The following is a 23,152-nucleotide window of genomic DNA, read 5'->3' on the forward strand; positions in this document are numbered from 1 at the left end:
CGCTCCGGAAAAGCACGCCGCCGACGTGTTAACATGCCCGTCCTGCCCGCGTGTCCGCCTGCTTCGCCAGCCTGCCGCGCACGGCATCCTCCCGGCGTTCCGCCGTCAACCGCAACACCATCCGTCATCATGTCCGCAGGCCTCAATCCCGCCCAGAACGAAGCGGTGCGCTACCTCGACGGCCCCTGTCTCGTGCTCGCCGGCGCGGGCAGCGGCAAGACCCGCGTGATCACGCAGAAGATCGCGCACCTGATCGAAGCGAAAGGCTTCGAGCCGCGCCACATCGCCGCCGTCACGTTCACGAACAAGGCGGCCGCCGAAATGCGCGAGCGCGTGTCGAAGCTGCTCGAGGGCAAGACGCTCACCACGCCCGGCAAGGAAGGCCGCAAGGTGCCCGTCAACCAGCTCACCGTCTGCACGTTCCACTCGCTCGGTGTGCAGATCCTGCGCCAGGAGGCCGAGCACGTCGGCCTGAAGCCGCAGTTCTCGATCATGGATTCGGACGACTGCTTCGGGATGATCCAGGAGCAGATCGGCACGACCGACAAGGGCCTGATCCGCAAGATCCAGAGCACCATCTCGCTGTGGAAGAACGGCCTGATCATGCCCGAGGAGGCGATGACGATCGCGGCCAACGAGGACGAGCACCAGGCCGCGCTGGTCTACCGCAACTACGTCGCGACGCTGCATGCGTACCAGGCGGTCGACTTCGACGACCTGATCCGCCTGCCCGCCGAGCTGTTCGCGAAGAACGAGCAGGTGCGCGACCGCTGGCAGAACAAGCTGCGCTACCTGCTGATCGACGAGTACCAGGACACCAACGCGTGCCAGTACGAGCTGCTGAAGCTGCTCGCGGGCCCGCGCGCCGCGTTCACCGCGGTGGGCGACGACGACCAGGCGATCTACGGCTGGCGCGGCGCGACGCTCGAGAATCTCGCGCAGCTCGGCAAGGATTTCCCGAAGCTGCACCTGGTCAAGCTCGAGCAGAACTACCGGTCGACGGTGCGCATCCTCACCGCCGCGAACAACGTGATCGCGAACAACCCGAAACTGTTCGAGAAGAAGCTGTGGTCCGAGCACGGGATGGGCGATTCGATCACCGTCACGCCGTGCAACGACGAGGAGCATGAAGCCGAATCGGTCGTGTTCCGGCTGTCCGCGCACAAGTTCGAGCGGCGCGCGCAGTTCCGCGACTACGCGATTCTGTACCGCGGCAACTTCCAGGCGCGGATCTTCGAACAGGTGCTGCGGCGCGAGCGGATCCCGTACGTGCTGTCGGGCGGCCAGTCGTTCTTCGACAAGGCCGAGATCAAGGATCTGTGCGCGTACCTGCGACTGATCGCGAACGCCGACGACGATCCCGCGTTCATCCGCGCGGTCACGACGCCGCGCCGCGGGATCGGCAACACGACGCTCGAAGCACTCGGCTCGTTCGCGGGCCAGGCGAAGGTGTCGCTGTTCGAGGCCGTGTACATGGGCGGGATCGAGGCGCGGCTGTCCGCGCGGCAGGTCGAGCCGCTGCGGATGTTCTGCGACTTCATCCAGCGCCTGACCGAGCGCGCGGACAAGGATCCTGCCACCGCCGTGCTCGACGACATGATGGAAGCGATCCACTACGAGGCGTACCTGTACGACGCGTTCGACGAGCGGCAGGCGCAGTCGAAGTGGCAGAACGTGCTCGAATTCCTCGAATGGCTGAAGCGCAAGGGCACGAAGCCCGAGACGGAGGCCGTCGACGGCGAGGCGGAAGGCTTCCACAACGCGGACGGGCTCGCCGATACGGGCAAGAACCTGCTCGGCCTGATCCAGACCGTCGCGCTGATGTCGATGCTCGAGGGCAAGGACGAGGATCCGGACGCCGTGCGGCTGTCGACCGTCCATGCGTCGAAGGGGCTCGAGTATCCGCACGTGTTCCTGGTCGGCGTCGAGGAAGGCATCATGCCGCACCGTGGCGGCAGCGAGGACGACGGCCCGATCGACAACGAGCGGATCGAGGAGGAGCGCCGGCTGATGTACGTCGCGATCACGCGTGCGCAGCGAAGCCTGCACCTGAACTGGTGCAAGAAGCGCAAGCGGGCGCGCGAGACGGTCGTGTGCGAGCCGTCGCGCTTCATCCCCGAGATGGGGCTCGACGACGCGCCGCCGCCCACGCCCGAGGAGGCGCCGATGTCGCCGAAGGACCGGCTCGCGAGCCTGAAGGCGTTGCTGCAGAAGTGATGCGGCGGTGCCGCCGGGCGCACGGCGTTTTCCGGCAATCCGGTAGTCCGCCAGCCAAACAAAACCCCCGCGATGCGTGTGCGTCGCGGGGGTTTTTTACTGGACGGCGGGGCCGGCGTTACTTCGACGCGTTGACCATGTAGTCGACGGCGGCCTTCACGTCGGCGTCCGACGCGTTCGACCCGCCCTTCGGCGGCATCGCGCCCTTGCCGTGCAGCGCGTAGTTGTAGACCGTATCCATCGAGTCCTTCAGGCGCGGCGCCCAGTCTTCCTTGCTGCCGAACTTCGGCGCGCCGAGCACGCCTGCCGCGTGGCAGGCCTGGCAGGTCGACGTGTACAGCGCCTTGCCGGCGTCGGCGCCGGCCGGGGCGGCCGCGGCTGCGGGCGCTTCGCCGGCCTTCGGGATCGCGGCGATCGCCGCTTGTGCCGCGGCGACTTGCGCGCTGGCGGCGTCGGCTGCGCCCGATGCCGCTGCGGCACCGCCGGCGGCCGGTGCGGCATTGGCGGCAGGCGCGGCAGGTTCGGGGAAGTTCGCGCCGTCGTTGTTCGCCATATAGACGATCGCACGGGCGATTTCATAGTCGCTGACGTCGTCGGGGCTCGTGCCGCCGCGCGGCGGCATCGCGCCCTTGCCGGCGAGGGCCGTCTTCAGCAGTGTGTCGAAGCCTTGCGAGATGCGCGGCGCCCAGTCGTCCTTGTTGCCGAACTTCGGCGCGCCAGCGGCGCCCGTGCCGTGGCAGGTCACGCAGACGGCCTTGTAGACTTCCTCGCCGGTCTTGTACGTGCGGGGCGCGTTGGCGTCCTTCACGTCGACCTTGGCGAGCGGGGCGACACGCGCGGCGACCTGTTCGTCGGATAGTGCGTCCGTGCCGGCGCCGTAACGGAACGCATGGTTCGCATAGTTGGCGAACAGGACGATCAGGATGATCGGAATCGCGAACGACGCGATGATGACGGCAATCAGCTGCCCGGGGGTTTTGACGGGAGATTCGTGGGGTGCTTCGCTCATGCTTGCCTCGTCTCCATGAATAGGAATTGTGAGCGCGGTGCAACGGCAAATGGCAGTCCAATGAAGCCCGGTCGATTATAGACGGAACGTTTACATCACGGCGAGCGGTGCGATGGCGCGTGTTTACCCGCACGCAGCGCGGCCCGGCGAGGATTCGTCGGGCAAGGTGGACGCGTCATGGGAAACCGGGTATCCTTGCCGTCTTGCCAATCGTGGGCGGCCTGTATATTGGGGTCGCTTCACTGTCACAGGCGCCCGTAGCTCAATGGATAGAGTACTGCCCTCCGAAGGCAGGGGTTGCTGGTTCGATCCCAGCCGGGCGCGCCAAGCCTAGTCAGGCTCTCAGCGGTTTTCTCCTTTCGTCGCACTGTCTCGTTGCAGCTGAATTGCAGCTGGCACCGGCACGGGCTCGGCCGTCAGCGGCGTGACCCACTGCGCGAGGTGGTCGGCCGACAGGTGCGCGTACCGCTGCACCATTTCCATCGTCTCCCATCCGCCCAGCTCCTTGAGTACCTGCAGCGGCGTGCCGCGCTGCACGTGCCAGCTCGCCCAGGTGTGACGCAGGTCGTGCCAGCGGAAGTCGCTCAGGCCGGCACGCTGCAGCGCCTTGGCCCATGCGGCCGTTGCCGTCTGGTAGACCGGCCTGCCGCGATAGGTGAACACGCTGTCCGCACATTCCGGCGCGCGCGGGTTCGCGCGCTGGCGGCGCAGCACGGCGATCGCGGTATCCGAAAGCGGCACCGTGATGGCCTTGCGCGCCTTCGCCTGATCCGGGTGGATCCACGCGACGCGCCGCGCAAGGTCGACTTGCGACCACCGCAGCCCCGTCACGTTGGAGCGGCGCAGGCCGGTCTCGAGACTGAAGCGCGCCATGTCGGCGAGATGCGCGGGCAGTTCGGCGAGCAGCCGCTCCGCTTCCGCCGGTGTTAGCCAGCGGATGCGTTTCGAGACGATCTTCGCGCGTTTCGTGACTGGCGCGCGCTCCAGCCATTCCCATTCGACAGCCGCATTCAACACGGACTTCAGCACGCCGATCACGCGACGCACGGTGCCGTCGCTCACGGCGCGGTCAGTCTCGACGATACCGTGCCGCGTGCGCACCATCCGCGGCTCCTGGCGCTTGGCCTGCGCGATCGCGTCGACGCGGTTCCGGTCGATATCGGCGAGCGCGACGCCGGACAGGTGCCGATCGAGCCAGCGCAGGTGAATCTTCGATGTTTCGAGGCTGGCGAGGCTCGCGCGTTCGCCGACGTAGCGCACGACCGCGTCGTTCCACGAATGGCGCGGCTTCGTGCCGAGCCGCGCCTGATTCCACAGGTCGACCTTCAGCCGGTCGTGGAATTCCTGGGCCTGCGCTTTGTCGCGGGTGCCAGTGCTTCCCTGTATCGGCGTTCCGCCGCCAGGGGGGTACAGCTTGTATTGCCAGTTCGGGCTGGTTTTGCGTTTGTAGAGCGACATGGGTGATTTTCCTCTGGCTGATCGTTCTGGGCGACGGGCGGGAACCATTCGCCGGCGAGATAGCGCTGCAGGGCGGCGATGGAAAAGATCCAGCGCTTGCCGACCTTGCGGCCGGGCAGGGCGCCGGCGCGGGCCTTCAGGCGCACCGTTTCGGGATGCGCGCCGAGCAGGGCCGCGGCGCCGGCCAGGTCGACGGTTGCCGTGGTCGTGTCGCCGCCATGACGCACGCCGGGCGGGCACGCAGCGCAACTCGTGGAGTGGTGGATCGCGTGTGAAGGGTGCATAACACGTTGATGTTCAAGAGTTTTGTTTGCCATCGGTTGCCATCATTCACGCGTGGCGGCCGCGCAGAACCCATGGCGCGAAACCGCTGCGTCGTCTGCGACCGATGGCGGTGCGCACCTGACTCGTGGTGCGCGATGGCGGATGCCCGCGGCGGCTTCCCGGCTCTCTTTCTTCTTTTTCTTCAATGAGTTGAAGAGAGAGAAAGAAGCAGGGACTGCAGCCGCCGCGCCAACCGGACTCGTGGCAAAAGCGGCATGACACGTGGCGAACCCGGTGCGACGCAAGGCGGTAGTTCCTTCAGGAATCAAGGGCTTGCGAGCTGGCATCCGCGATAACCACGACTCGCGTGCGCTGCCTGCCGGCTCCCGACGGCCGCCGCCGCGCGGTGACTGGCCTGACAGGGCGCGGCTCATGCGCGGCCTCCGTGCAGCGCGTCGGTCGCCAGGTCCTCGCGCACCGACACGTGCAGGCCGAAGGCGGCCAGACGCTCGAGCGACACCGGCGTCAGGTACGGCACGCGGCGCATGTAGATGCGGCGCTCGACCTCCTTCTCGCCGACCACGACGCCGGCGTGCTTGAGCTGCGCCTTGAACACGCGATCGGACTTCACCGGCAGACCGTTCCACTTGTCGCGCAGCGCGCTCGTGTGGGCGAGGTGATCCATCACGTGCCCGGTGCGCAGCAGCAGGCAGAATTCGCCGTCGACGGTGTCGAACGTGTACGGATGCTTGTAGTTGCCGCCGTCGATTTCCGACAGCACCGTTTCCATGATCCAGACCCACGGCTCGCGGTCGGCGCTCGTTTCGGCGACGTGGCCGTTCATCTCGGCGATCAGGTCGCGCGGGAAATCGCCTTCGCTCGGGTCCATGCCCGCGAATTCGCACAGGTAGCGCCAGGCAAGCCCGATGGCCGCGTAGTTGCCGGCCATGCGCCGCGCGCCGTCGTCCTCGCCGCTCGCGCGGCAGCCGGCGAGCGCCTTGTCGCGCAGCGTCGCGTACTGGTCGAGCGCGGTGCGCCGGTCAAGCCCGGTCAGGAACTCGAGCCATTGCCGGACCGGGAAGCGCGGCAGGTCGTCGGGGAGAAGCGGCCCGCGCTTGCCGGTCAGCGTCGTGCGCACGAGCTTGCCGAGTAGGCTGCGCACGGGCACGTCCTCGCCGGCGAGCATTACCGGCGCGCACAGCAGGTATTCAGTCATGTCGGTGCCGCGCCGCGTCACCGTGTACTGGTAGTTCTCCTGCAGCAGCCCGACCGCCTTGTCGATCACGTCCTGCCGCCGCGCCGACAGTTCTTCCCAGCCGACCGGGTGGCTCGTGTGACTGATGCTGGTCAGCAGCCGGAATTCGGTCTGCAGCGACTGCCCCGAGAACATCGTGAACGCGAGTGAGCGTTCGAGCCGCTTGATGAGCGTCGACTTGCCCGCGCCCTTGTTCGCCTGGATCGTCAGATGCGGCCAGAAGCCGAGCAGCGCCTTCAGGTGGCCGCCGAGCGCCCACACGAGCGGGATCGTCGCGGCGTTCTGCCGGAACGTCGTCTGGTAGGCGGCGATCACGCGGCGCGCATCGCTCACCGGGCCGCCCGGGAACGTCAGGTTGTGATACGGGCACTGCTTGTCCGCTTCGGTGAAGTAGCAGTCGGGGCCTTCGTTGACGATCAGCCGCCCGTCGCGCCACGCGAGGCCGACGAAGTTCGCGGCGCGGCGCGCGCCGAGGTCGGCGCCGCGCTCGAGGATGTTCACCATCCGCTTGAACGGCGCCGGCGCCCAGATCGGGCCGAACTTGCTCCACTGGTCGACGTTGTGCAGCTGGTCGTCGAGCATCACGCGGCGGATCAGCTGCGCACCGTGCCGCGGCGCCTGCACCGACACGGCGAAGTAGACGGTGGGCGCCTGGTCGGCGTCGCCCGTCATCGTCGACGTCGCGCTCGCGACGGCCACGCGGCTGATGCCGGCGATGCGGAAGCCGCACAGGTCGGTCATCACGGGCGTGTCGACGCCGGATTCCTCGTTGCGATCCATCTTGGTGATGTAGTTCGTGAAGTCGGGCCGGACGCGGAACCGCCAGTACTGCGCGAAATCGTGCGCCGGCAGGAAGATGCGCGGCCGGCCGCGGCGCGATGCGTCGCCCGGCAGGCCGGCGACGAGCCACGGTTCGAGCTGGTCGAGCGCACGCGCCAGGTCGGCCGGTCCGCGCAGCTGCAGGTAGTCGTTCACGTCGTTAATCGGTGTGCGCGTGGCGTCGCCGTCCGCCAGATCCGCCAGCCAGTCCGACTGGTCGACCAGCACGGCGCTGATGTCGAGCGCGGTCAGCCGTTCGTGGAGTGCCCACGCGGCCTCGGGGCCGGGGCGCTGCCCGGCGCGCGGGTGGCCTTCCGCGAACGGCTCGTCGTTGTCCAGGCAGATCGTGACCTGCTTGCCGCGCAGGAACGCGAAGTCGATGCGCTCGACGTTCGCGAGGCCGCGCAGTGCAAGCGCGGCCGTGCCGGGGAGGGCGCACGTGTCGATCGACAGCGCGTTGATCGCGCTTTCGACGATGACCACGCGTTTTGCGCGGTCGAGCCGGCGCGCGTCGGCGGTCCAGCCGTAGCCGGCCTTGTCGCCCTGAGTCTGCGTCTTGACGCCGCCGTTGAGCGCGGGGTCGACGTAGCGCATGTCGACCGCGACGACGCACGCATCGCCCGGCGCGCGCACCACGAACGCGGCGGCGGGGCCGCCGTGGCCGACGTCGCCGGCGGCGATCTTCGGGCTCGTCCACGTATTGAAGCCGAGTGTGCGCGTCGCGAACGCAACGTCGATCGCAGCGGCGGAAATGCCGCGCCCGCCGAGGTAGTCGCGCACGCGATCGCGCTCGGCCGTACAGCGGTCGGCGATGTATTCGACGGTGGATTTCTCGCGGCGCTCGGCTGGCGCAGGGCGCTCGGACGGGAGGCCGTACGCGTCGTGGAGATAGCGGACGGCGTCGGCAACCGTGCCGCCGCGCGCGTGGATCACGAGGTCGATGCACGAGCCGCCGGCGTCGGCGCTGTGATCGCGCCAGCCGGTGCCGTACTTCGGATGATTCGCATAGATCGACAGCGACGGGCTCCGGTCCGCGTGCTGCGGCGAGTGATAGAGCGCGCGGTCGCCGCCGCGGCCGCGTTTCAGTCCGAGACGGCCGGCGAGGTCATGCAGGTCGATGTGTCGTTTCAGTTCGTCGATCGAGGCCATCTGGGTCATTGCTGCCGTTCGGGTTGCGGTGGTGCGGGCGGCGTGGCCGGCGACCCGGCGAGTGCGCGCAGCGCAGCGGCGGATTGCGGGAAACCGAGCGCGAGGCGATCGGCGAGCGCCGACACGAAGCGGCCGAGCGTGCGTTGTCGCTCGGGGTTGTCCGGCGGGGCGTCGAAGCTCAGCGTGTCGGCGGCCGCCGCGATAGCGGCGCGCAGCGCGGCGTCATGCGGCGCGGGTTCGGTGGCGTGGCGGTTCATGTGCGTGCCTCCGGGCAGTCGACCCGTACGCAGTGCGCGGGGCGGCGGACAATCGCCGGGCTGGCGGGGCATCGGACGGTGCGGCCCGCTTGGATCGAGATCATGAGGTGTCCTTTTCAATGGCAAAGACGATCCCTCGCGCCGTTCAGGCACGATGCGAGGGAAACGCGGGAACGAGGGGTTAGGGCGTCAGACCGGCAGCTCGAGTTGCGCGGCCAGGCGTTCGCGGACGTGCGGCGAGAGCGGCAACTGCAGCGAGAGGTTCGGGACGGCGGACGGCGACAGCGTGCGGGCGAATTCCATGTTGACGACGTACGTGTGGCCGCACTCCGGATTCGCGCACTGGAAGGTGATTTCGCGGAACGTCAGCGACATTTCGCGGCTGCTGCGTGCGGTGGCGCGGGTGCGGCAGTGCGGGCAACGGTTCAGGATTCGCATGGGGGCGTGCTCCGGGCGAGTGTCTGAGCATGGCCGGGCCGGCAGTGGGCGGCGCGGGCGATCCGGCTACCTCGCTGGCCGATCGGCGGATTGGTGCGGGCGTGCGCGCGGCTCACAATCGACGCTGCGGGCACGGACGGTCGGGCGCGTTCGACGGTGCGGAACATGAGGGCGCCCGGTTCAACGGCCGACGGTGCGCGAGCGCGGCGTCGCGATCGCGCGCAGGTGGCTCGCGCCGATGCGGATCAGCTCGCGCGCCATGCTGGAAATCGAGCGGTTGCGCTGCGCCGCGAGCTGCTCGAGTTCGCCGCGCTCGACTGGCGTCAGCCCCACGTAGACGGGTTTGTCCGACATCGTGCCGCGCGGCGAACGGCGCGCGCCTTTGGGAGTAGTCATGGTCGGTATACTTTGTGGAGATAGTCTTGCGTTACGGTAAGGCCAGTGTAATGAGCAAAAAACGGCGCGTCAATTGTTAATGGGTAATTTATGACACAAATCGGGAGTCGCTTGCGGGACGAGCGCTTGCGGATCGGGCTCAGCCAGGACGAGTTTGCGACCGTGGGCGGTGTCGCGAGGCGCTCGCAGTCGGCGTACGAGTCGGATGAGCGCTCTCCCGACGCGTCCTATCTGCTGGCCGTTCGCGAGATCGGTGTCGATATCGGCTTCGTGCTGACCGGCGAACGGTCCGCCGCAGGCGAACCCGCGTCGGAGGCCGGCGGCCACGACGCGGATGAAGCCGACGTGCTGGCGATGTACCGGCAGCTCAACGACGCCGGCAAGGCATCGCTGCACGCCTTTCTCGCCAGTTGCATCAGCACGGGCGCGATGGTCCAGACGGCGGCGCCGCGGCGCGCGAAGCGCCTGCCGGAGAATCGCCGTGCGGCACTCGATCAGCGCACGGCGGAAAACGTCGAGCGGGCCATGGCCGAGGTCGAACGGCTGAAGTCCGAGCGCGCGGCGAAGCAACCGAAGAAATAAGCGGCCAGCGCGGCCCTGGCCCCTGCTGCTGCCGCGCGACCCGCGCTCGCTCGCTGCCCGATTCGAGCCGCAGCGCGTGCGGCGGTGCGGGCGGCACGTCTGCGTTCCGTTTCACGAAGCCATGGCGGTGTGCTGAGCGCGCCGCGCAAGCGCATCGGATAAAATCGGACGAATCACTGTATATCCATACAGTATTGGTTTAGCATTCTGAAAGCCGGCGAGCTGGCGGCGGGGCGTTCCGAGGCGACCCGTCGTGTCAGGCGGCCCCCGGTGGATGACTGAGTTTGCGGAGACCGGAAAAATGGACACCAACAGGAAGCACGACATCGGGACGATCGGCGCGTCGGCACACGCCGACCATCGCGCGGACACGCGTGGATTGACGATGGGCCCGCCGCGATATCGTCCGGACCTGACCGACGGCGAGCGGGCCGATGCGCACGCGGCGATCGACAGCGCGATGCTGTCGGTCGGGCAGGTGCTCGAGGCCGCGCTGCAGGCGATGGCCAATTTGCGCGATGCGCGCGCCACATTGCAGCAATGCGGCGACGTGCGGGACACGCGCATGACGCTCGGCGGGCGTCAGCAATCGAGCTGACCCACCGCGACCCATCCCCGCCGGCCGGCATTCGTTCCGGCCGCTGCATCGAACCCGAGCCGCGTATCCCGCGCGTTGCCTCGCCCCGCCCCCCGAGATCCTGAATTCGCCACCGCGATCGTCGTCACGCGATCGCGTGCCGGGCATCGCGGCACCGGCCGTTACTTCACCTGTCAGCGCTTGCCGGCTCGACCCGACTGTTTCGGCGCGTCGCGTACCTCGAGCTCGAGCGCGGTGGTGAACCCGCCGTCGCCGATCGTATGCGTCGCCTTCTTCACGAGCCACGGCGTGTCGTCGATTTCCGGCTTGAACCCCGTCACGGTGACGGGCATCTCGGGAAACAGTTCGGGCCGACCGAGCGCGAGCGTATAGCTCAGCGTCGACTGGCCGCGCTGCGTACGCGCGTATTCGGCCTGCGCGGCCGCCCGGGCCTCGGCTTCCGTCGCGTAATCCTCGGGCAGCACCTTGACGTTCTTGCCTTTCGCGTCGCCGGCGACCACCGACAGCCGCCGCGCGCTGCCGTTCGAGTGATAGTGCGCGCGCACCGACGTGTAATCGTCGCGCTGCGCGATGTGGTAACGATGCTGGTCGCCGCTCGCGCGCGTGATGGCGAGCACGTCGAGCGGCTTGCCGCTGACGGTCTTGCCGCTGCCGATCGGCGTGAACAGCAGACGCTTGTCCTTCACGGTCATCACCGCGTCGTAGCGCTTGGCGAGGCGCGTGAGGAACGACATGTCGGATTCCTGCGTCTGGTCGACATGGTCGATCCGCGTCGCGGCGAGCGTGGCGTCGACGGCGGCCGTGAGCCCGTAGCGCGTCGCGATGGTGCGCACGATCGCGCCGATCGTCTGCCGGTGCCAGCTCTTCTCGCGGCGCTCGTGCATGCCGTTCGTCATCGATGCGGAGCGTGCGCGGATCGTGATGACGTCCGGTGCGCCGCCGTGCTCGACTTCGTCGACCGTGAACGCGCCCTTGTCGACGAGCGGCTCGCCGACCCAGCCGATCGACAGCTTGATGCTGGCGCCACGCTTCGGAATCGCGAACGTGCCGCGCGCGTCGTCGAGCACCAGGTCGAGCATGTCGGCCTCGTCCGCGCGCGATTCCGACAGCGACAGGCTGATGAGGTTGGGCGCGATCAGGCGCGACAGGTCGCGGCCGTCGAGCGTGATGCGATAGTCGGCCTGCGGCTGCACGCGCCCCGCGCGGGCCTGCGCGTCGCCCGGCTTGCGTTCCAGCGTGCTCATTGCTCGTCCGCTCCGCTTTCGTCGTCCTGCTGCGGCTCGGACAGCACGCCGTCGTCCACGCGCTTGAGCGTCAGCGTGAACGCGATCTTGCGGGCGATGCCTTCCTTCGTGTGATACGTGGCCGTCTCGTTGAGGCTGTCGATGACGTACGCGCCGTACACGTTGCCGTTCCCGTCGACGAGCACGTAGGCGTCGCCGGCATCACCCATCCGGGCGAGCGCTTCGATCGACGCGATCTCGCCGATGCCGTTGTCGGGGGCGACGATGCCGGAAAGGGTGATCGTGTCGTCGCCGGCGCCGGTGAACTGGCTCGCATCGCGCACGCCGATGCGTGAGCTGGTGCGGTGCTTCCAGTTGCGCTGGCGCTGAAGCTCCTGGTAGGGCGTGGTCGCCAGGCTGAAAACGAACTGGTCGAGCGACATCATCATGGGCGGGTTTCCTTCAACGAACGATCAATCGGACAGGCGCGAGCCGGTGCGCGACGCCTTCGCGCGTTCGGCACGTTCGAGCTCGGCGCGCACCATGCGCGCGATCTCGGCCGCATCGGCGCCGGGCGGCGGCGCGATGTTGATGGTGACGGGGCCGGCCGCGGGCGCGGCGCTGGCCGCGGCGGCCGGCGCCGTGAGCGGCGGGCGGTAGTCGAGCGACACGTTGTAGCGCTCGAGCGGCGCGGCCGCGGCGATTGCCGGGCTCGCGGCGAACGCGGGCGGGCCGACCAGCGCGGCGGTGGTCGTGAGTGCGGCGGCGGTGCGGGCCATGAGCGACGGGGCGCCGGCAGCTGCGCCGGCCGTGCCGTCGTCGGGCGTGGTCGAAGCCTGCAGGCCGAGCTTTTCCTTGATCCAGCCGAGCGCGGAGCTGCCCAGGCCGCTGATCGTCTCCTTCAGCGCGCTGTAGCGGCTCTTGATGCCTTCGACGAGCCCCGACACCACGCTGGCGCCGACTTCCTGGAAGCGCGTGCCGAGGTCGCCGAACCAGTCGCCGATGCCGCCGATCGAGGTCTTTACCCACTCGACGGTGGCGTCCCATTTCGCGGTGATCCAGTCGCCGGCCGCGCCGAATGCGTTCTTGATGGTTTCCCACTGCGCGATGAACTTCGGGCCGAGCGTGTCCCAGTGCTGCCACACGTAGATGGCGGCCCCCGCGATCACGCCGATCACGAACATCAGCGGATTCGCCAGCGCGAGCCGGCCGAGCACCATGAATGCCTGCCCGACGAGCCTGAGCGCACCGACAATCGACGTCGCGAAGCGGAGCACGTTCACCGACCCGAGCACGTTGCCGAAAACGCTCGCCAGCGTGCCCACGACCGTGAGTACGCCGCCCAGCCCTGCGAAAGCCGTGGCGAGGATGCGGGTGGCCGTGCCGTGTTCGCGCACGAACTTCACGATCTTCTCGAGTACGGTGGCGGTGACGTCCAGTGCCGCGTTGTACATCGGCGTGATCTTCTCGCCGATCTCGAGCTTCAGGTCGCGCAAATGCGCGAGGACGATGAGCTCGCGACCCGCGGTCGAATCCGCGGCTTTCGCCCGCATGCCGGTGATGCCGTCGGCGGCGGCGCTCTGCCGCTCGGTGTCGTGGATCTGCTCGCGCTGGTCGTACATCGTCGTGAGCAGGTTCCCCGCGGCCTTGTCGGGGAACAGTTTCGCCAGCTCGGCCTTGACCTTGTCGGGGCTCGTGATCCCCTTGGCGGCGAGCTTCGGCAGCAGCACCTTTTCGAGCCACTCGAACGGCGACGCCTGCAGCATGGCGCTGCCCGTCAGCGCGCCAGGCTTGAGCCCGGTGATCGCGCCGTTCGTCTTGTGCTGGACCAGCTTCGGATCGACCAGGCCGAGCGCCATCATCCGCTGCGCGGCGGCCCCGGCCGCCTTGCCCTGGAGCGTGCTGCCGTTCAACGCCGCGAGGCCTGCACCGGCCGACTTTCCGCCCAGCTTCTCGATGATCGGCTGCATCTGGTAATAGAACGCGTCGATGCGCAACTTCTTGGCCGCAGCGCCACCCGATTCGGCAAAATTGTTCCACTCGTCGCTGCTGACCTTGCCGCCGGTCGCCGTCTGCATCTTCTGCACGATGTTCGCTTCGGCGAGGACCGCCGCGTCATCCTTCGTGCCGCTGCGCAGGTCGATCACCTTCACCATGCCCATGAACTGGTCGACGTTCTTCTTCGCGTCTTCCTTGCCGAACAGCGCCTCGTTCGCGAATTTCATGGCCTCGAGCACCGGCATGGCGACCCGTGCGCGTTGCTCGTCGCCGCCCACCGCCGACAGCGACTCGCGCATCAGGTTCAGGTTGTCGATGGTCGACAGGCCATAGGCCTGCTGCGCGCGCGCGAACTTCACCGCATCGGCCGACGCACCCGCCGCGCGCATGCGCAGCGTTTCGCTCTCGGCCTGCTTCGCGGCGTTGAGCGGCTCGGACAGCATGCCGAGCATATCCTTGCCGACGCCTTTGACGGCCTTGCCGCGTTCCGCCCACTTCTCGCCGGTGCCGCGCAGCGCGTCGATCCTGGCACGCCGGGCGTCGGCTTGCTGCTGGCGCTGGGCGTCGTACCCGCGTACCCCCGCGTCGATCATCGACGCACGCGACGCCATCGTCGCGCGCAGGTTGCGCTCGTCCCGCGACAGGTTGCGCGTGTCGATGCCCGCGCCGGCGAGCTGGGTGCGCATGGCTTGTACACGGCCGGCCTGGTAGTGGTGCGCGGACGCCAGGTTCTCGGCCGCGCGTTGCGCCTTGTTGAAGTTGCTGATCATCTGTTGCGACGGCGAGCGGGTCGCGCGCAGCGACTGGGCGAGTGTGTCGACGCGCGCGCGTGCCGCCGAGAGATCCGATGCCGTATTGGCGAGGCCCTTGCGCATCTCGCGAAACTCGCCGATGCGCTTCTGCGTCTTCGCCATGTCATCCAGCTCGCGGCGGGTGGCCCGCAGCGAGTCGGCCAGCCCCTTGTTGCCGGTCAGCATCATTTGCAGGGGCTTTGTCATGTTGTCGACCATGTCGAACATGACGCGCAGTTTCGTGGTGTTGTCCATCGTCGATCGTTTCGCTCATTGGGCGCCGGCGCGTACTCGTGCGCGCTCGCGCCAGTCCATCAGCTCGGCCAGGCTGAAGGCACCCATCACGGGCGGTGTCCAGCCGAACACCGTCGCGATGTCTGCCATCGGGTCTTCTACGCGGTCTGGGAGGCCAGTCGGGATTTCACGGCCTTCGGCATCAAAAAACCGGCGAAGATGCCTCCCAGCTGCACGAGGTCGGCGGGGTCGATGCCGGCGACGTCGGCTTCGGTCAGCATCGGCGAGCTGATGCGCGGCAGTACTTTCGACAGCGCGACGACGTCGAGGCTGACGAGGTCGGACAGCGATACGCCGCGCAGCTCGCCCGATTTCGGCTTGCGCAGCGTGATCGACGTGATCGTCTGGTTGCCGCGCACGAGCGGTGTGTCGAGCGTGTGGGTGGCCGGATCGTCCTGGTCGGGCGCTGCGATCGCGGTGACGGTGGACGCATCGGCCTGCGAGTCGTTCGCGGCCGGGTCGGATTGCATCGGATTCATGGTGGTCCTGTCGGTGATCTGTCGGGGGGGAAGTGCGGGGGCAGGCCCGGCCGGCGTAACCGGCCGGGCGGCGGATTACAGGCCGATCGCGTTGCGCAGCGCCGCGAACAGGTCGTTGCCGTTGACCTTCTCGATCATGTTGACGAAGTCGATCTCGATCACGTCCTGGCCGTTCACGGACAGCTTGTAGTAGCTGGCGACGGTCGTGACCTTGAACGCGGTGTCTTCCTTCGACTTCGCGGTGCCCGGGTCGATTTCGCTGTGGCGGCCGCGGATGACGATCTCGATTGCGTCGACGTTGGTCGAATCCTCGGACTGGTAGCCGCCGGCGAAGCGCAGCAGCACGCCGTCGTGCTTCGTGATCGCGTATTGGCCGAGCACGGAGCGCATGAAGCCGCCGCAGGTCCATTCGAGCTGGATCCCTTCCTGCCCGAAGTCGACCTTGATCGGGCCGCTCATGCCGCCGCCCTGGTAGTCCTCCATCTTGCGCGTGAGCTTCGGCAGCGTGACTTCGACAACCTGGCCGACGAAGTTCTCGCCGTTCTGGAACAGGTTGAATCCCTTGAGTTTGCGAGGCATACCCATCGTGTTTGACTCCTGGTGAGGCCGGTCGTTACGCGCTGACGCGCGCGGCGAAATCGGCGAGGTAACGGTCGGTGATGCGCTGGCGCAGCATCAGGTTTTCGAGCGGCGGAACCGGCGTGTATTCGTAGTCGAGATACGCCTTGCCGGACTTCAGCACATCGGTCGTGTTCGGCTCCGGGTCGTACCAGGCCGAGCCGCCGATCAGGTAGCCCTGCGAGATCCATTCGCGGAACTTGGCGTTGATGGTCTCGATGATGTCGCGCGGCAGCGACGGGTTGAGCGGGCCGTCGATGATGGCCATCTGCGCTTCGGCGATCGAATCGGCGATGACCTGCGCGGTGCGCGTGTAGTTCTCGAACGCGAACAGCGGATCGTCCGAGCACGTGCGCGAACCCCAGAAGCGGAAGCCGTTGCGGTTCACGAGCGTCGTCACGTCCTGCTCGTTGAGGAAGCCCGCGTCCGTCGCCGGATCCTGCAGGTCCCACGACACGTCGGCACTGATGCCCGTGACGCCGTTCACGCCGACGTTCGACAGCGTCTTGTGCCAGCCCGTGTCGTTGTCGATTTTCGCGCGCAGGCCGGCCGCATACGCGGTGGCCGGCACGACGATGGTCTTGTTGGTCGTGTCGTCCCACGCGAGGAAGTCCGGCCAGACGACCATCAGTTCGCGCTGGCTGAACTGCTTGCGATAGGCGACGGCTTCTTCCTTCGTCTTGCAGCCGTTGGCCGACACGTATGCGAATGCGCGCAGCGACTGCGCGATCGACGCGAGCGCTGCGGCGACGGGTTGCGTGTCGAGGCCCGGCGTCGCGAGGATGCGCGGCTTCACGCCGAAGCGCGCCTGTGCGCCGAGCAGCGCCTTCATGCCGGTGTACTTGCCGTCGGCCGTGACGGTGCCGATCACGTTGGTTGCCGTCTCGGCGGCGTCCTTGCCTTCGGCGACGCGCACGACGATCGTGACGGGCTTGGTCTGCCGGCCGATCGCATCGAGCGTGCGGCGCAGCGTGCCTTTGGTGCCGGCCTTGCCGAGCGCGGCAACGACGTTGGTCAGCAGGACGGGCGTGTCGAGCGGGAATGCGGTGGCGTCGGCGTCGGATGCGGTGCAGACGATGCCGACGACGGCCGTCGACACGGTGCGGATCGGGCGCGAGCCCTCGTTGATTTCGATGACGCGTACGCCGTGGTGATAATCCTGCGGCATGGTGTGTGGCTCCTGTGTGTGCAGATCAGATGAAAGAGAACGGGAGAAATCCCGTGCGGATCAGGCCGCGGGGTCCGCGACCGGAGCTGCAGGTGCGCTTGGCTCGTTGGGCTGGGGTTGCGGGTCCGGCTGCGGCGTCGGCTGCGGCACCGGCGTCGGTTCGGGCTGCGGAGGCGGTACATACGGCGCCGGGGTAGCCGGCCACGTCACCGAATCGGGGAACGTGTCGGCCTGGATGACCGAAACGAGTGCCATCTGGTAGGCCGACCAGGCCTTGAAGTAGTAGATGCCTTCGTCATCGAGCAGGCCCGCTGCGTAGGCGTCGGCCTTGCCGGCGTTGGCCTTGCGTGCGGCTTCCAGCCGGCGCTCGAACTCGGCCATCGCGGCGTCGCGTTTTTCGCGCTCGAGCAGCTCGGCCGGGATCGCCCATGCGCCGTTGATCCATGCGTGGCGCGGAGACGGTTGCGATTCGGTCGTGAGGCCGAGTTCGTCGGGTGTCTTGCCGGCGGTCGCGATTTCGACGGCTTCGCCCGTATCGGTGCGATAGCAGATACGGCCACGGAAGTCCGGCAACAGCGTCCACGTGCCATCGCGGTAGAACGGCCAGGTCGTCGGCGTGCGCGCGGGCGGCTCGTCGAACGTTGCCCATGACGGCACGAGCCAGCGTTCGGGGTTGCGCGGATCGGCGTCGGGTTGGCTGCTGCTCAGGTATTCGCCGGTCGACTGGTTGTAGTGGTGAATCAACATAGGTTGGAGTCCGAGAGTTAGTAAGCGCGGATCATCGCGAGCAGCGCGATATTGCGCGGCCGTGCTTCGTTCCCGCCGTCCGCGTTGACGGTGATGGCGTGGCTGTGATTGCCGGCACCGCCGATGCCGACGCTGTGGTCGTGAGTGCCGGCGCCTTCGGTGTTGAATTCGTGGCCGTGGTCGCCGACCCCGACGATGTCCTGGGAGTCGCCGGCACCGACTGCTTGTTCCGACCCGCTGCCTGCCTGATCGGAACCGGTCAATGAACCGCCGTAGGGCGGACGCAGCAGACGGCTGAATGCGCCATTGTTGTGGTTGTGTCCACCCGCTCCGCCGGTCCAGCCATGGTGACCGTGCCAGCCCCGTGCATCGGTCCACGCGGAGTGCACGTGGTCGCCGACTGCGGCCGCGCTCGCGCCGTGCGTGTGCGATCGGTTCTGGGCGCCTTGATACGAACCGATGGCGCGTTGCGCGTCGATGTCGTCGCGACCGTCTGCCCAGCAGCGGATGAATTCGCCGCGCAGCTCCGGAAGGCGGAACGTCGTCGAACCGTCACCCAACGAGAAACAACCCCACCGCTCGTTGCGCCATTCATCGTCGGAGACGAGCGTGCCGCTGGCCTGTGCATAGGCCCAAAGCGCGGGGTAGTCAGCGCGATTGACGAGCACGCCGTTCGCTTTCAGGAACCCGGCGCGCGGCAGCGTGCGCGGTTCGAATACGATCTGTCCGACCGTCGCCGTCGAGAGGGCGGCCAGTACCCATTCGGTCGTGGCGAGCGCCTTCGAACGATCGCCCGGTGCGGGTGTCGGGCCTTGCACGGGTGTCTGGAAGACCGTTCCGCCCGGCGTGAACGAAACCTGCGGAATCCCGTTGCAGGTCACGCCGAACGAACCGTCGTTGATGTGGTACAGGCCGGTGTCCGGCGCGCCGTCGTTGATGAACGTGAGGGACGGTACTTTCGCGCTGCCTTCGGACAGGAACAGCCGCTTGCCCGGATCGAACCAGAGATCGCCCGACATCGTGCCGCCCTTCGTGCGGTCGAGCGGTGTGAGGTTGCCCAAGTGCCACACGGGGTTACCGTCAATGCGGAAAGTGCGATCGGCGATGTAATACTGGAATGCGCCCTTTGTCGGCGTCCACCAGCCATAGCCATCGTTGTTCGAATAGAGGAAGCCATCGACAGGGCCGACACGAATCGAACCTTGAGCCTGACTGGTACCAACCGAAAGCTCGCCGCGGACGTTTGCGTTGCCGCCGATCGTCGTACCGGCGCCTTGGCCGTCGATCGTGACGAGACCGGTCGCGAGATTCCATGCGAACGGGCGGAAATCGTTCCACTGCCCTTCCGGGTTGCCCTTGTTCGTCGACAGCAGATACATGTTCGTGCCGTCGTTGCGCAGGAAGGCGCCGTAGTCGTTGGAGATCGCGCGGAAATGCGCACCGTTGACGTCCATTTCACGGGAGGTCAACCCGCCCTTGAACGTGGCGTTTCCTCCGACCTGGATCACGTTACGGCCGTCGTCGCCGATGTCGCCGACGGTCAGGCGCTTGGTTACGCTCACGGTTCCCGTGTCGCGTCGAATGAACAGGCGGCGCGTTTGGTTGCCGCTGTCGTCAAACGAATTGATGCCGAAGTGGGAACCAGCATTGCCGACGCCCTCCACCGAATCTTCTTTGTACACCGTCCAGCGCACTTTTGAGGAATCCGGATTGGTGAGGAACAGGGTCGCGTAGCCCGTGCCAGAACCCGCGGCCTGAATCGATGATGCCGTGGAATAGAGCGTTCCCGACGCCTTGGCGTTGCCTGCGACCTGTAGCGTCGAGTTGCCGTCGTCCACGCCGCCATTACCGACCAGCACCCGGCCGCCGTACGTGACGCGCACGGCGCGTGCCTGGTTCGCGTCGGTCTGGGGGTCATTGCCGGTCTTGTTGATCCAGAGGTCGAGGTACTCGCGCCCCCACGCGCCATTGTCGAAGCCCGCCCGCATCGTCGCGATCAGGCGCGTCCCGGTATCGGCGTTGTTGCCGCCGAACGTGCCGTGCAGGCGCACGCGGCTTTCGCGGCCGGTCTGGCCCGACGGCGGGCGTATCGAGACGTGCGCCGTATCCGGACCCGCATCGAATTCGGTGACGACCGGGCCGGTGAATCTTGCCCCGGTCAATGCCGCGTATCGCGACGCGGCGGTTTTCGGCGTCACTGCGCGCGTATCGTCCGCACCGGCGTTCACTTCCGCCTGCGTCGCCAGCTCGACCACGCCTTGCCGTTCCGTGGTCGCCGGTGGATTCAGGAACGACGCGTCGCCGAACACGAGTTTCGTCGCGTCGATCGCCGTGAACTGCATGTCGGACGACAGCAGCAGCAACGCGGCCGGCGACTTCTCCATGATCGGCGTCGTCTGGCCATACGCGGCCAGCAGCACGCCGTTCTCGAGGTAGAGGCCGAACCCATAGAGCGAGTACTGGTCTGTCGAGTCGTCCTTCAGCGTCGTGTGAATCGTGTCCGGCGCGACGTTGGCGCCGCCGAAGGACTTGATCCGCTTCAGCTCGTTCGGCAGCTTCGCGAGCCCCTTGTCGGCGACGAACGGCGCGTTCGCCAGGCCGATTTCCACGACCTGGTGGGCATTCGTGCCGCCGTTGCCGGCGGCGACGAGTGCGGCACGGCCGGTGTCGGTGATGATGATCTGGGTTGCCATGTGCGATCAGTAGTCGGTGAGGTTCAGGCGGCGATAGGCCGCCACGCGCGCGGCGGCGCCGACCGGTTGTCGGCCCCGCATCTCGAAGCCCTGCGTGAACGTGTAGTGCGCCCGTACCGGCTTGGTCCGGTCGATTTCCGCGAGGATGTCGGCGACGTATTCGGCGGTCGGCGGTTTGCCCTCCTGGCCGCTGACTGTCATCACGAGGTCGAACGTGCCGGGCCGGCCCGGCGGGCGCTGCTCGAACCATTCACGCAGGACGATGTTTCCGCCGAAGGCCGCGACGACTTCGCGCACCGCGGCGGCGGTGCCCTTGCGGCGGGCGATCGGAATCGCCTGGCTGACCCGTGCGCGCTTCACGTACTCGGGCCAGTAGTCCTTCCAGGCATCGACGCCGAGGTGCCACGCGAGCCACGGCAGCAGGTCGGACCGGATCGCGTCCGGATTCATCAGCGTCGCGAGCGGCGTCGGCACGTCGTCGATACGCGCGTTCGTCGCGGCGAGCCGGCGTTCGAGCCGCGTCGCGTTCGGCGGGAGGACGTCAGTCATTGCTGTACACCCCGCCGTCGATCAGCTCGATCCCGGTGCAGTAGGGCGCCTGCTGCTTGGTCGCCGGCAGGCCGGCGAGCGGACTCTCAAGGATCACCTTCTGCACGCCGGCCGCGCGGGCGGCCGCGTAGATCCCGTCGAGCGTGACTTCCATCCCGAGGCGGTGCATGGATTCGGTGTATTTCTTCATCGCGCGGTTGGCTTCCGCGAGCGCCACCGCGCGATCCGGGCCGGCAAAGAACACGAGCCGCGCGCGCACCTGGTAGCGCAGGATTTCCGCGCCGCGCACCGTGACCTGGTCGGTCAGTGGCCGCACGTCGTCGGCCTGCAGCGCGGCCGCCACCGCGGCGATCAGCGCCGGGTCCGCCGTGCCGTCACCATCGCGCGCCAGCACCGAGACGAGGACTTCGCACGGGGCCGGGCTGACCGCCGACGCGTCAAGCACACGGCCGTCCGCGTTGCGTGCGTGCGAAACGTACGCGCCTTCGGGGCCGGCGACGGACAGGCTCTGCGGCGCGAGCTGCGTGCGGGCACGCAGGTCGGTATCGCTTTCCATGACCGCCGCGATGTTGTGTTCCGGATCGGCGGGCGTGATCGTCAGGCGCCGGATGCCGAACAGCGCGGCGAGATGGTCGAGATCCGTGCCGACCGCGTAGGCGAGCATCACGGCGCGCGCGGCGTCGTTCACGCGCTGCCGCAGTACGATCTCGCGATACGCGCTTTCCTGCAGCAGCTTCACGACTGGCTCCGATTCGAGCGCGAGCGTCGCGGCGATCTCGGCCTGTTCGCCGGCCGGGTAGAGCGACACGAACCGTGCCTTGCGCGCGGCAAGCAGGGCTTCGTAGTCGATCGTTTCGACGATGTCGGGCGACGGCAGCTGCGAGAGGTCGATCGGCGTCACGCTCATGCGGGGCTCCCGTTCGTCATCGGCACGCGGGTCGACACGGCCGTGCCGTTCTCGCCGGTCCAGCCCTCTATGTCGAGATAGACCGACCCGGCTGCCGCATTCGCGTCGTCCGCCGCGAGCACGACGCGGGTGAGCGTCAGGCGCGGCTCCCAGCGCATGAGCGCCGTCGCGACGGCCGCGTACAGCCGTGTGCGCACGGTGCCGTTGCCGGGTGCGTCGATCAGGTCGGGCAGCTCGGAGCCGAACGTGCGGCGTTTCACGCACGTCGCGAGCGGCGTCGTCACGATCCTGCCGATCGACTGGTAGAAGTGGTCCAGGCCCGAGATCGAGCGGCCGGTGTTCGCGTTCATGCCTTTCATTGCGGTGCGCTCACGAGTTGTCCATCGCCTTGTTCGCGATGCGTGTGATGCGGGAGGCTGATGCCCTGGGATTTCACTTCGCGGGTGAAGGTGGCCGCGCCGTCGATCTGCATCGTGGCGCCGCCGCCGGCACCGCCGCTGCCGGTCATGCCGGATTCGAAGGCGAACGGACCCTTGACCGTCATCGCGCCGGTGCAGGTCGTCTGCGGCGCGTCGAACGTGATGCGCCCGGCCTTCACGGTGGCGTCGCGGGTTTGCACGACGACCGATCCCGGCGCGACGACGCGCACGGTCGCGCCGGCGGGCAGCTCGGCCGTGAGCGCATGCGCGGCGTGGTCGTACGTGATGCTCGCGCCGTCGGGGTAGACGCGTGCGTGGGTGTCCGGGCTCGACGCCGGGGCCGGCGCGGCATTCGAATAGACGCCGCGCAGCGCGATGCCCTGCGCCGGATCGCCCATCGGGCAGAGCAGCACGACCTGTTCGCCCGGCGTCGGCGGCAGCCAGTCGCGCGTGCCGCCGGCGGTACCGGCGACCCACGGAATCCAGTTGGTCTGCAGGCCGCTGCCGTCGGAGTCGGCGTCGCCGACCGAGACGCGGCACAACGCGGCTGCATGGTCGACCGCGAGGATCGTTCCCTTGCGCACCGCGTTGCGTGCCTGCCGTTGAATTTCATTTGCGTCCATGCAGCCATGGTGACGGCCGGGCAGCCAGGGCGCGAGCGATGGCCTGTGTCGTCGCAGCGAGGACAGCGCGCGCCGGATGCCGGCGCGAAGGCGCGCGTCGAGAATCGCAACACCGGTCGGCGCGAGGATGGCGTCGTGCGCCTGGGCGATGTTGTCGCGAGGCTGGAATGCGTGAGCGGATCGACGCCGGAAGGGACGGCG

General features: G+C 67.9%; 25 protein-coding genes and 1 tRNA gene. 6 read left to right on the forward strand and 20 right to left on the reverse strand.

Annotation, left to right across the window (positions count from 1 at the left end):
• Positions 1–129 precede the first annotated feature (129 nt).
• The gene (locus tag BCO18175_RS27845; protein WP_046547468.1) at positions 130–2,217 is read left to right on the forward strand and encodes a UvrD-helicase domain-containing protein; all 2,088 of its coding nucleotides are present in this window, start codon (positions 130–132) and stop codon (positions 2,215–2,217) included.
• A gap of 118 nt (positions 2,218–2,335) precedes the next feature.
• Here BCO18175_RS27845 and BCO18175_RS27850 read toward each other — a convergent pair whose 3' ends face one another.
• Positions 2,336–3,226: a c-type cytochrome gene (locus tag BCO18175_RS27850; protein WP_174985840.1), complete on the reverse strand. Its 891-nt coding sequence runs from the start codon at positions 3,224–3,226 to the stop codon at positions 2,336–2,338.
• Between the two features lie 251 nt (positions 3,227–3,477).
• Between BCO18175_RS27850 and BCO18175_RS27855 the strand changes: the two genes are divergently transcribed.
• Positions 3,478–3,553: transfer RNA gene (locus tag BCO18175_RS27855), tRNA-Arg, on the forward strand.
• Positions 3,554–3,568: 15 nt separating this feature from the next.
• On the opposite strand, the gene BCO18175_RS27860 is transcribed toward BCO18175_RS27855, so the two are convergent.
• Both BCO18175_RS27860 and BCO18175_RS40670 read right to left on the reverse strand, forming a co-directional pair.
• Entirely contained in the window at positions 3,569–4,639 is a 1,071-nt protein-coding gene (locus BCO18175_RS27860) for a tyrosine-type recombinase/integrase (RefSeq protein ID WP_254599309.1), read from the reverse strand.
• Positions 4,552–4,803, reverse strand: coding sequence for a DNA-binding protein (locus BCO18175_RS40670; RefSeq protein WP_254603746.1), 252 nt, complete (start codon positions 4,801–4,803; stop codon positions 4,552–4,554). The genes BCO18175_RS27860 and BCO18175_RS40670 overlap by 88 nt, the downstream gene beginning before the upstream one ends.
• On the opposite strand from BCO18175_RS40670, the gene BCO18175_RS27865 reads away from it, so the two are divergent.
• Positions 4,687–4,959, forward strand: a complete 273-nt coding sequence (locus BCO18175_RS27865; RefSeq protein ID WP_217483934.1) for a hypothetical protein — start codon at positions 4,687–4,689, stop codon at positions 4,957–4,959. The genes BCO18175_RS40670 and BCO18175_RS27865 overlap by 117 nt on opposite strands.
• Positions 4,960–5,378: 419 nt before the next feature.
• Here BCO18175_RS27865 and BCO18175_RS27870 read toward each other — a convergent pair whose 3' ends face one another.
• The 4 genes from BCO18175_RS27870 to BCO18175_RS27885 all read right to left on the reverse strand — a co-directional run bounded on the left by BCO18175_RS27870 (position 5,379) and on the right by BCO18175_RS27885 (position 9,262).
• On the reverse strand, positions 5,379–8,171 hold the full coding sequence (locus tag BCO18175_RS27870; protein ID WP_174985994.1) for a toprim domain-containing protein: 2,793 nt from the start codon (positions 8,169–8,171) through the stop codon (positions 5,379–5,381).
• Positions 8,172–8,176: 5 nt separating this feature from the next.
• Positions 8,177–8,428 carry a hypothetical protein gene (locus tag BCO18175_RS27875; RefSeq protein ID WP_174985842.1) on the reverse strand — a complete coding sequence of 84 codons (252 nt, stop codon included), beginning with the start codon at positions 8,426–8,428 and terminating at the stop codon, positions 8,177–8,179.
• Between the two features lie 189 nt (positions 8,429–8,617).
• Positions 8,618–8,866 (reverse strand): ogr/Delta-like zinc finger family protein, encoded by a 249-nt coding sequence (locus BCO18175_RS27880; protein WP_174916740.1) that lies wholly within the window; start codon positions 8,864–8,866, stop codon positions 8,618–8,620.
• 180 nt (positions 8,867–9,046) lie between these two features.
• On the reverse strand, positions 9,047–9,262 hold the full coding sequence (locus BCO18175_RS27885; protein ID WP_174916739.1) for a hypothetical protein: 216 nt from the start codon (positions 9,260–9,262) through the stop codon (positions 9,047–9,049).
• A 162-nt stretch (positions 9,263–9,424) separates the two neighbouring features.
• Here BCO18175_RS27885 and BCO18175_RS27890 point away from each other — a divergent pair, with 162 nt between their 5' ends.
• On the forward strand, positions 9,425–9,844 hold the full coding sequence (locus BCO18175_RS27890; RefSeq protein ID WP_254599307.1) for a transcriptional regulator: 420 nt from the start codon (positions 9,425–9,427) through the stop codon (positions 9,842–9,844).
• Between the two features lie 301 nt (positions 9,845–10,145).
• Positions 10,146–10,442: a hypothetical protein gene (locus BCO18175_RS27895; protein ID WP_174916737.1), complete on the forward strand. Its 297-nt coding sequence runs from the start codon at positions 10,146–10,148 to the stop codon at positions 10,440–10,442.
• Between the two features lie 173 nt (positions 10,443–10,615).
• On the opposite strand, the gene BCO18175_RS27900 is transcribed toward BCO18175_RS27895, so the two are convergent.
• The 9 genes from BCO18175_RS27900 to BCO18175_RS27940 all read right to left on the reverse strand — a co-directional run bounded on the left by BCO18175_RS27900 (position 10,616) and on the right by BCO18175_RS27940 (position 20,123).
• Positions 10,616–11,686, reverse strand: a complete 1,071-nt coding sequence (locus BCO18175_RS27900; RefSeq protein ID WP_174985844.1) for a phage late control D family protein — start codon at positions 11,684–11,686, stop codon at positions 10,616–10,618.
• Positions 11,683–12,114 (reverse strand): phage tail protein, encoded by a 432-nt coding sequence (locus tag BCO18175_RS27905; protein WP_174916735.1) that lies wholly within the window; start codon positions 12,112–12,114, stop codon positions 11,683–11,685. The genes BCO18175_RS27900 and BCO18175_RS27905 overlap by 4 nt, the downstream gene beginning before the upstream one ends.
• A gap of 24 nt (positions 12,115–12,138) precedes the next feature.
• Positions 12,139–14,709, reverse strand: coding sequence for a phage tail tape measure protein (locus BCO18175_RS27910; protein ID WP_174985846.1), 2,571 nt, complete (start codon positions 14,707–14,709; stop codon positions 12,139–12,141).
• Between the two features lie 15 nt (positions 14,710–14,724).
• Positions 14,725–14,838, reverse strand: coding sequence for a GpE family phage tail protein (locus BCO18175_RS27915; RefSeq protein ID WP_174985848.1), 114 nt, complete (start codon positions 14,836–14,838; stop codon positions 14,725–14,727).
• Between the two features lie 8 nt (positions 14,839–14,846).
• A complete protein-coding gene (locus BCO18175_RS27920; protein WP_217483932.1) occupies positions 14,847–15,227 on the reverse strand; it encodes a phage tail assembly protein in 381 nt (126 codons plus the stop codon).
• A 75-nt stretch (positions 15,228–15,302) separates the two neighbouring features.
• Positions 15,303–15,812: a phage major tail tube protein gene (locus tag BCO18175_RS27925; protein WP_048251463.1), complete on the reverse strand. Its 510-nt coding sequence runs from the start codon at positions 15,810–15,812 to the stop codon at positions 15,303–15,305.
• Between the two features lie 28 nt (positions 15,813–15,840).
• On the reverse strand, positions 15,841–17,013 hold the full coding sequence (locus BCO18175_RS27930) for a phage tail sheath protein (RefSeq protein ID WP_174985850.1): 1,173 nt from the start codon (positions 17,011–17,013) through the stop codon (positions 15,841–15,843).
• Positions 17,014–17,073: 60 nt separating this feature from the next.
• A complete protein-coding gene (locus BCO18175_RS27935; RefSeq protein WP_174985851.1) occupies positions 17,074–17,760 on the reverse strand; it encodes a tail fiber assembly protein in 687 nt (228 codons plus the stop codon).
• 17 nt (positions 17,761–17,777) lie between these two features.
• On the reverse strand, positions 17,778–20,123 hold the full coding sequence (locus BCO18175_RS27940; protein WP_254608181.1) for a phage tail protein: 2,346 nt from the start codon (positions 20,121–20,123) through the stop codon (positions 17,778–17,780).
• Between the two features lie 133 nt (positions 20,124–20,256).
• On the opposite strand from BCO18175_RS27940, the gene BCO18175_RS40675 reads away from it, so the two are divergent.
• Positions 20,257–20,466, forward strand: coding sequence for a hypothetical protein (locus BCO18175_RS40675; RefSeq protein ID WP_254608182.1), 210 nt, complete (start codon positions 20,257–20,259; stop codon positions 20,464–20,466).
• Here BCO18175_RS40675 and BCO18175_RS27945 read toward each other — a convergent pair.
• Genes BCO18175_RS27945 through BCO18175_RS27960 form a run of 4 tightly spaced genes read right to left on the reverse strand, consistent with a single transcriptional unit; the run spans position 20,460 to position 22,951 of the window.
• Positions 20,460–21,002, reverse strand: coding sequence for a phage tail protein I (locus BCO18175_RS27945; protein ID WP_174916730.1), 543 nt, complete (start codon positions 21,000–21,002; stop codon positions 20,460–20,462). The genes BCO18175_RS40675 and BCO18175_RS27945 overlap by 7 nt on opposite strands.
• Positions 20,995–21,909, reverse strand: coding sequence for a baseplate J/gp47 family protein (locus BCO18175_RS27950; protein ID WP_174985855.1), 915 nt, complete (start codon positions 21,907–21,909; stop codon positions 20,995–20,997). The genes BCO18175_RS27945 and BCO18175_RS27950 overlap by 8 nt, the downstream gene beginning before the upstream one ends.
• Positions 21,906–22,268: a GPW/gp25 family protein gene (locus tag BCO18175_RS27955; protein WP_174916728.1), complete on the reverse strand. Its 363-nt coding sequence runs from the start codon at positions 22,266–22,268 to the stop codon at positions 21,906–21,908. Before BCO18175_RS27955 ends, BCO18175_RS27950 begins: the two co-directional genes overlap by 4 nt.
• Positions 22,265–22,951, reverse strand: coding sequence for a phage baseplate assembly protein V (locus tag BCO18175_RS27960; RefSeq protein ID WP_174985857.1), 687 nt, complete (start codon positions 22,949–22,951; stop codon positions 22,265–22,267). The genes BCO18175_RS27955 and BCO18175_RS27960 overlap by 4 nt, the downstream gene beginning before the upstream one ends.
• Positions 22,952–23,152: the final 201 nt, after the last annotated feature.

Source organism: Burkholderia lata (assembly GCF_902499335.1).
Taxonomy (GTDB): Bacteria; Pseudomonadota; Gammaproteobacteria; order Burkholderiales; family Burkholderiaceae; genus Burkholderia; species Burkholderia lata_B.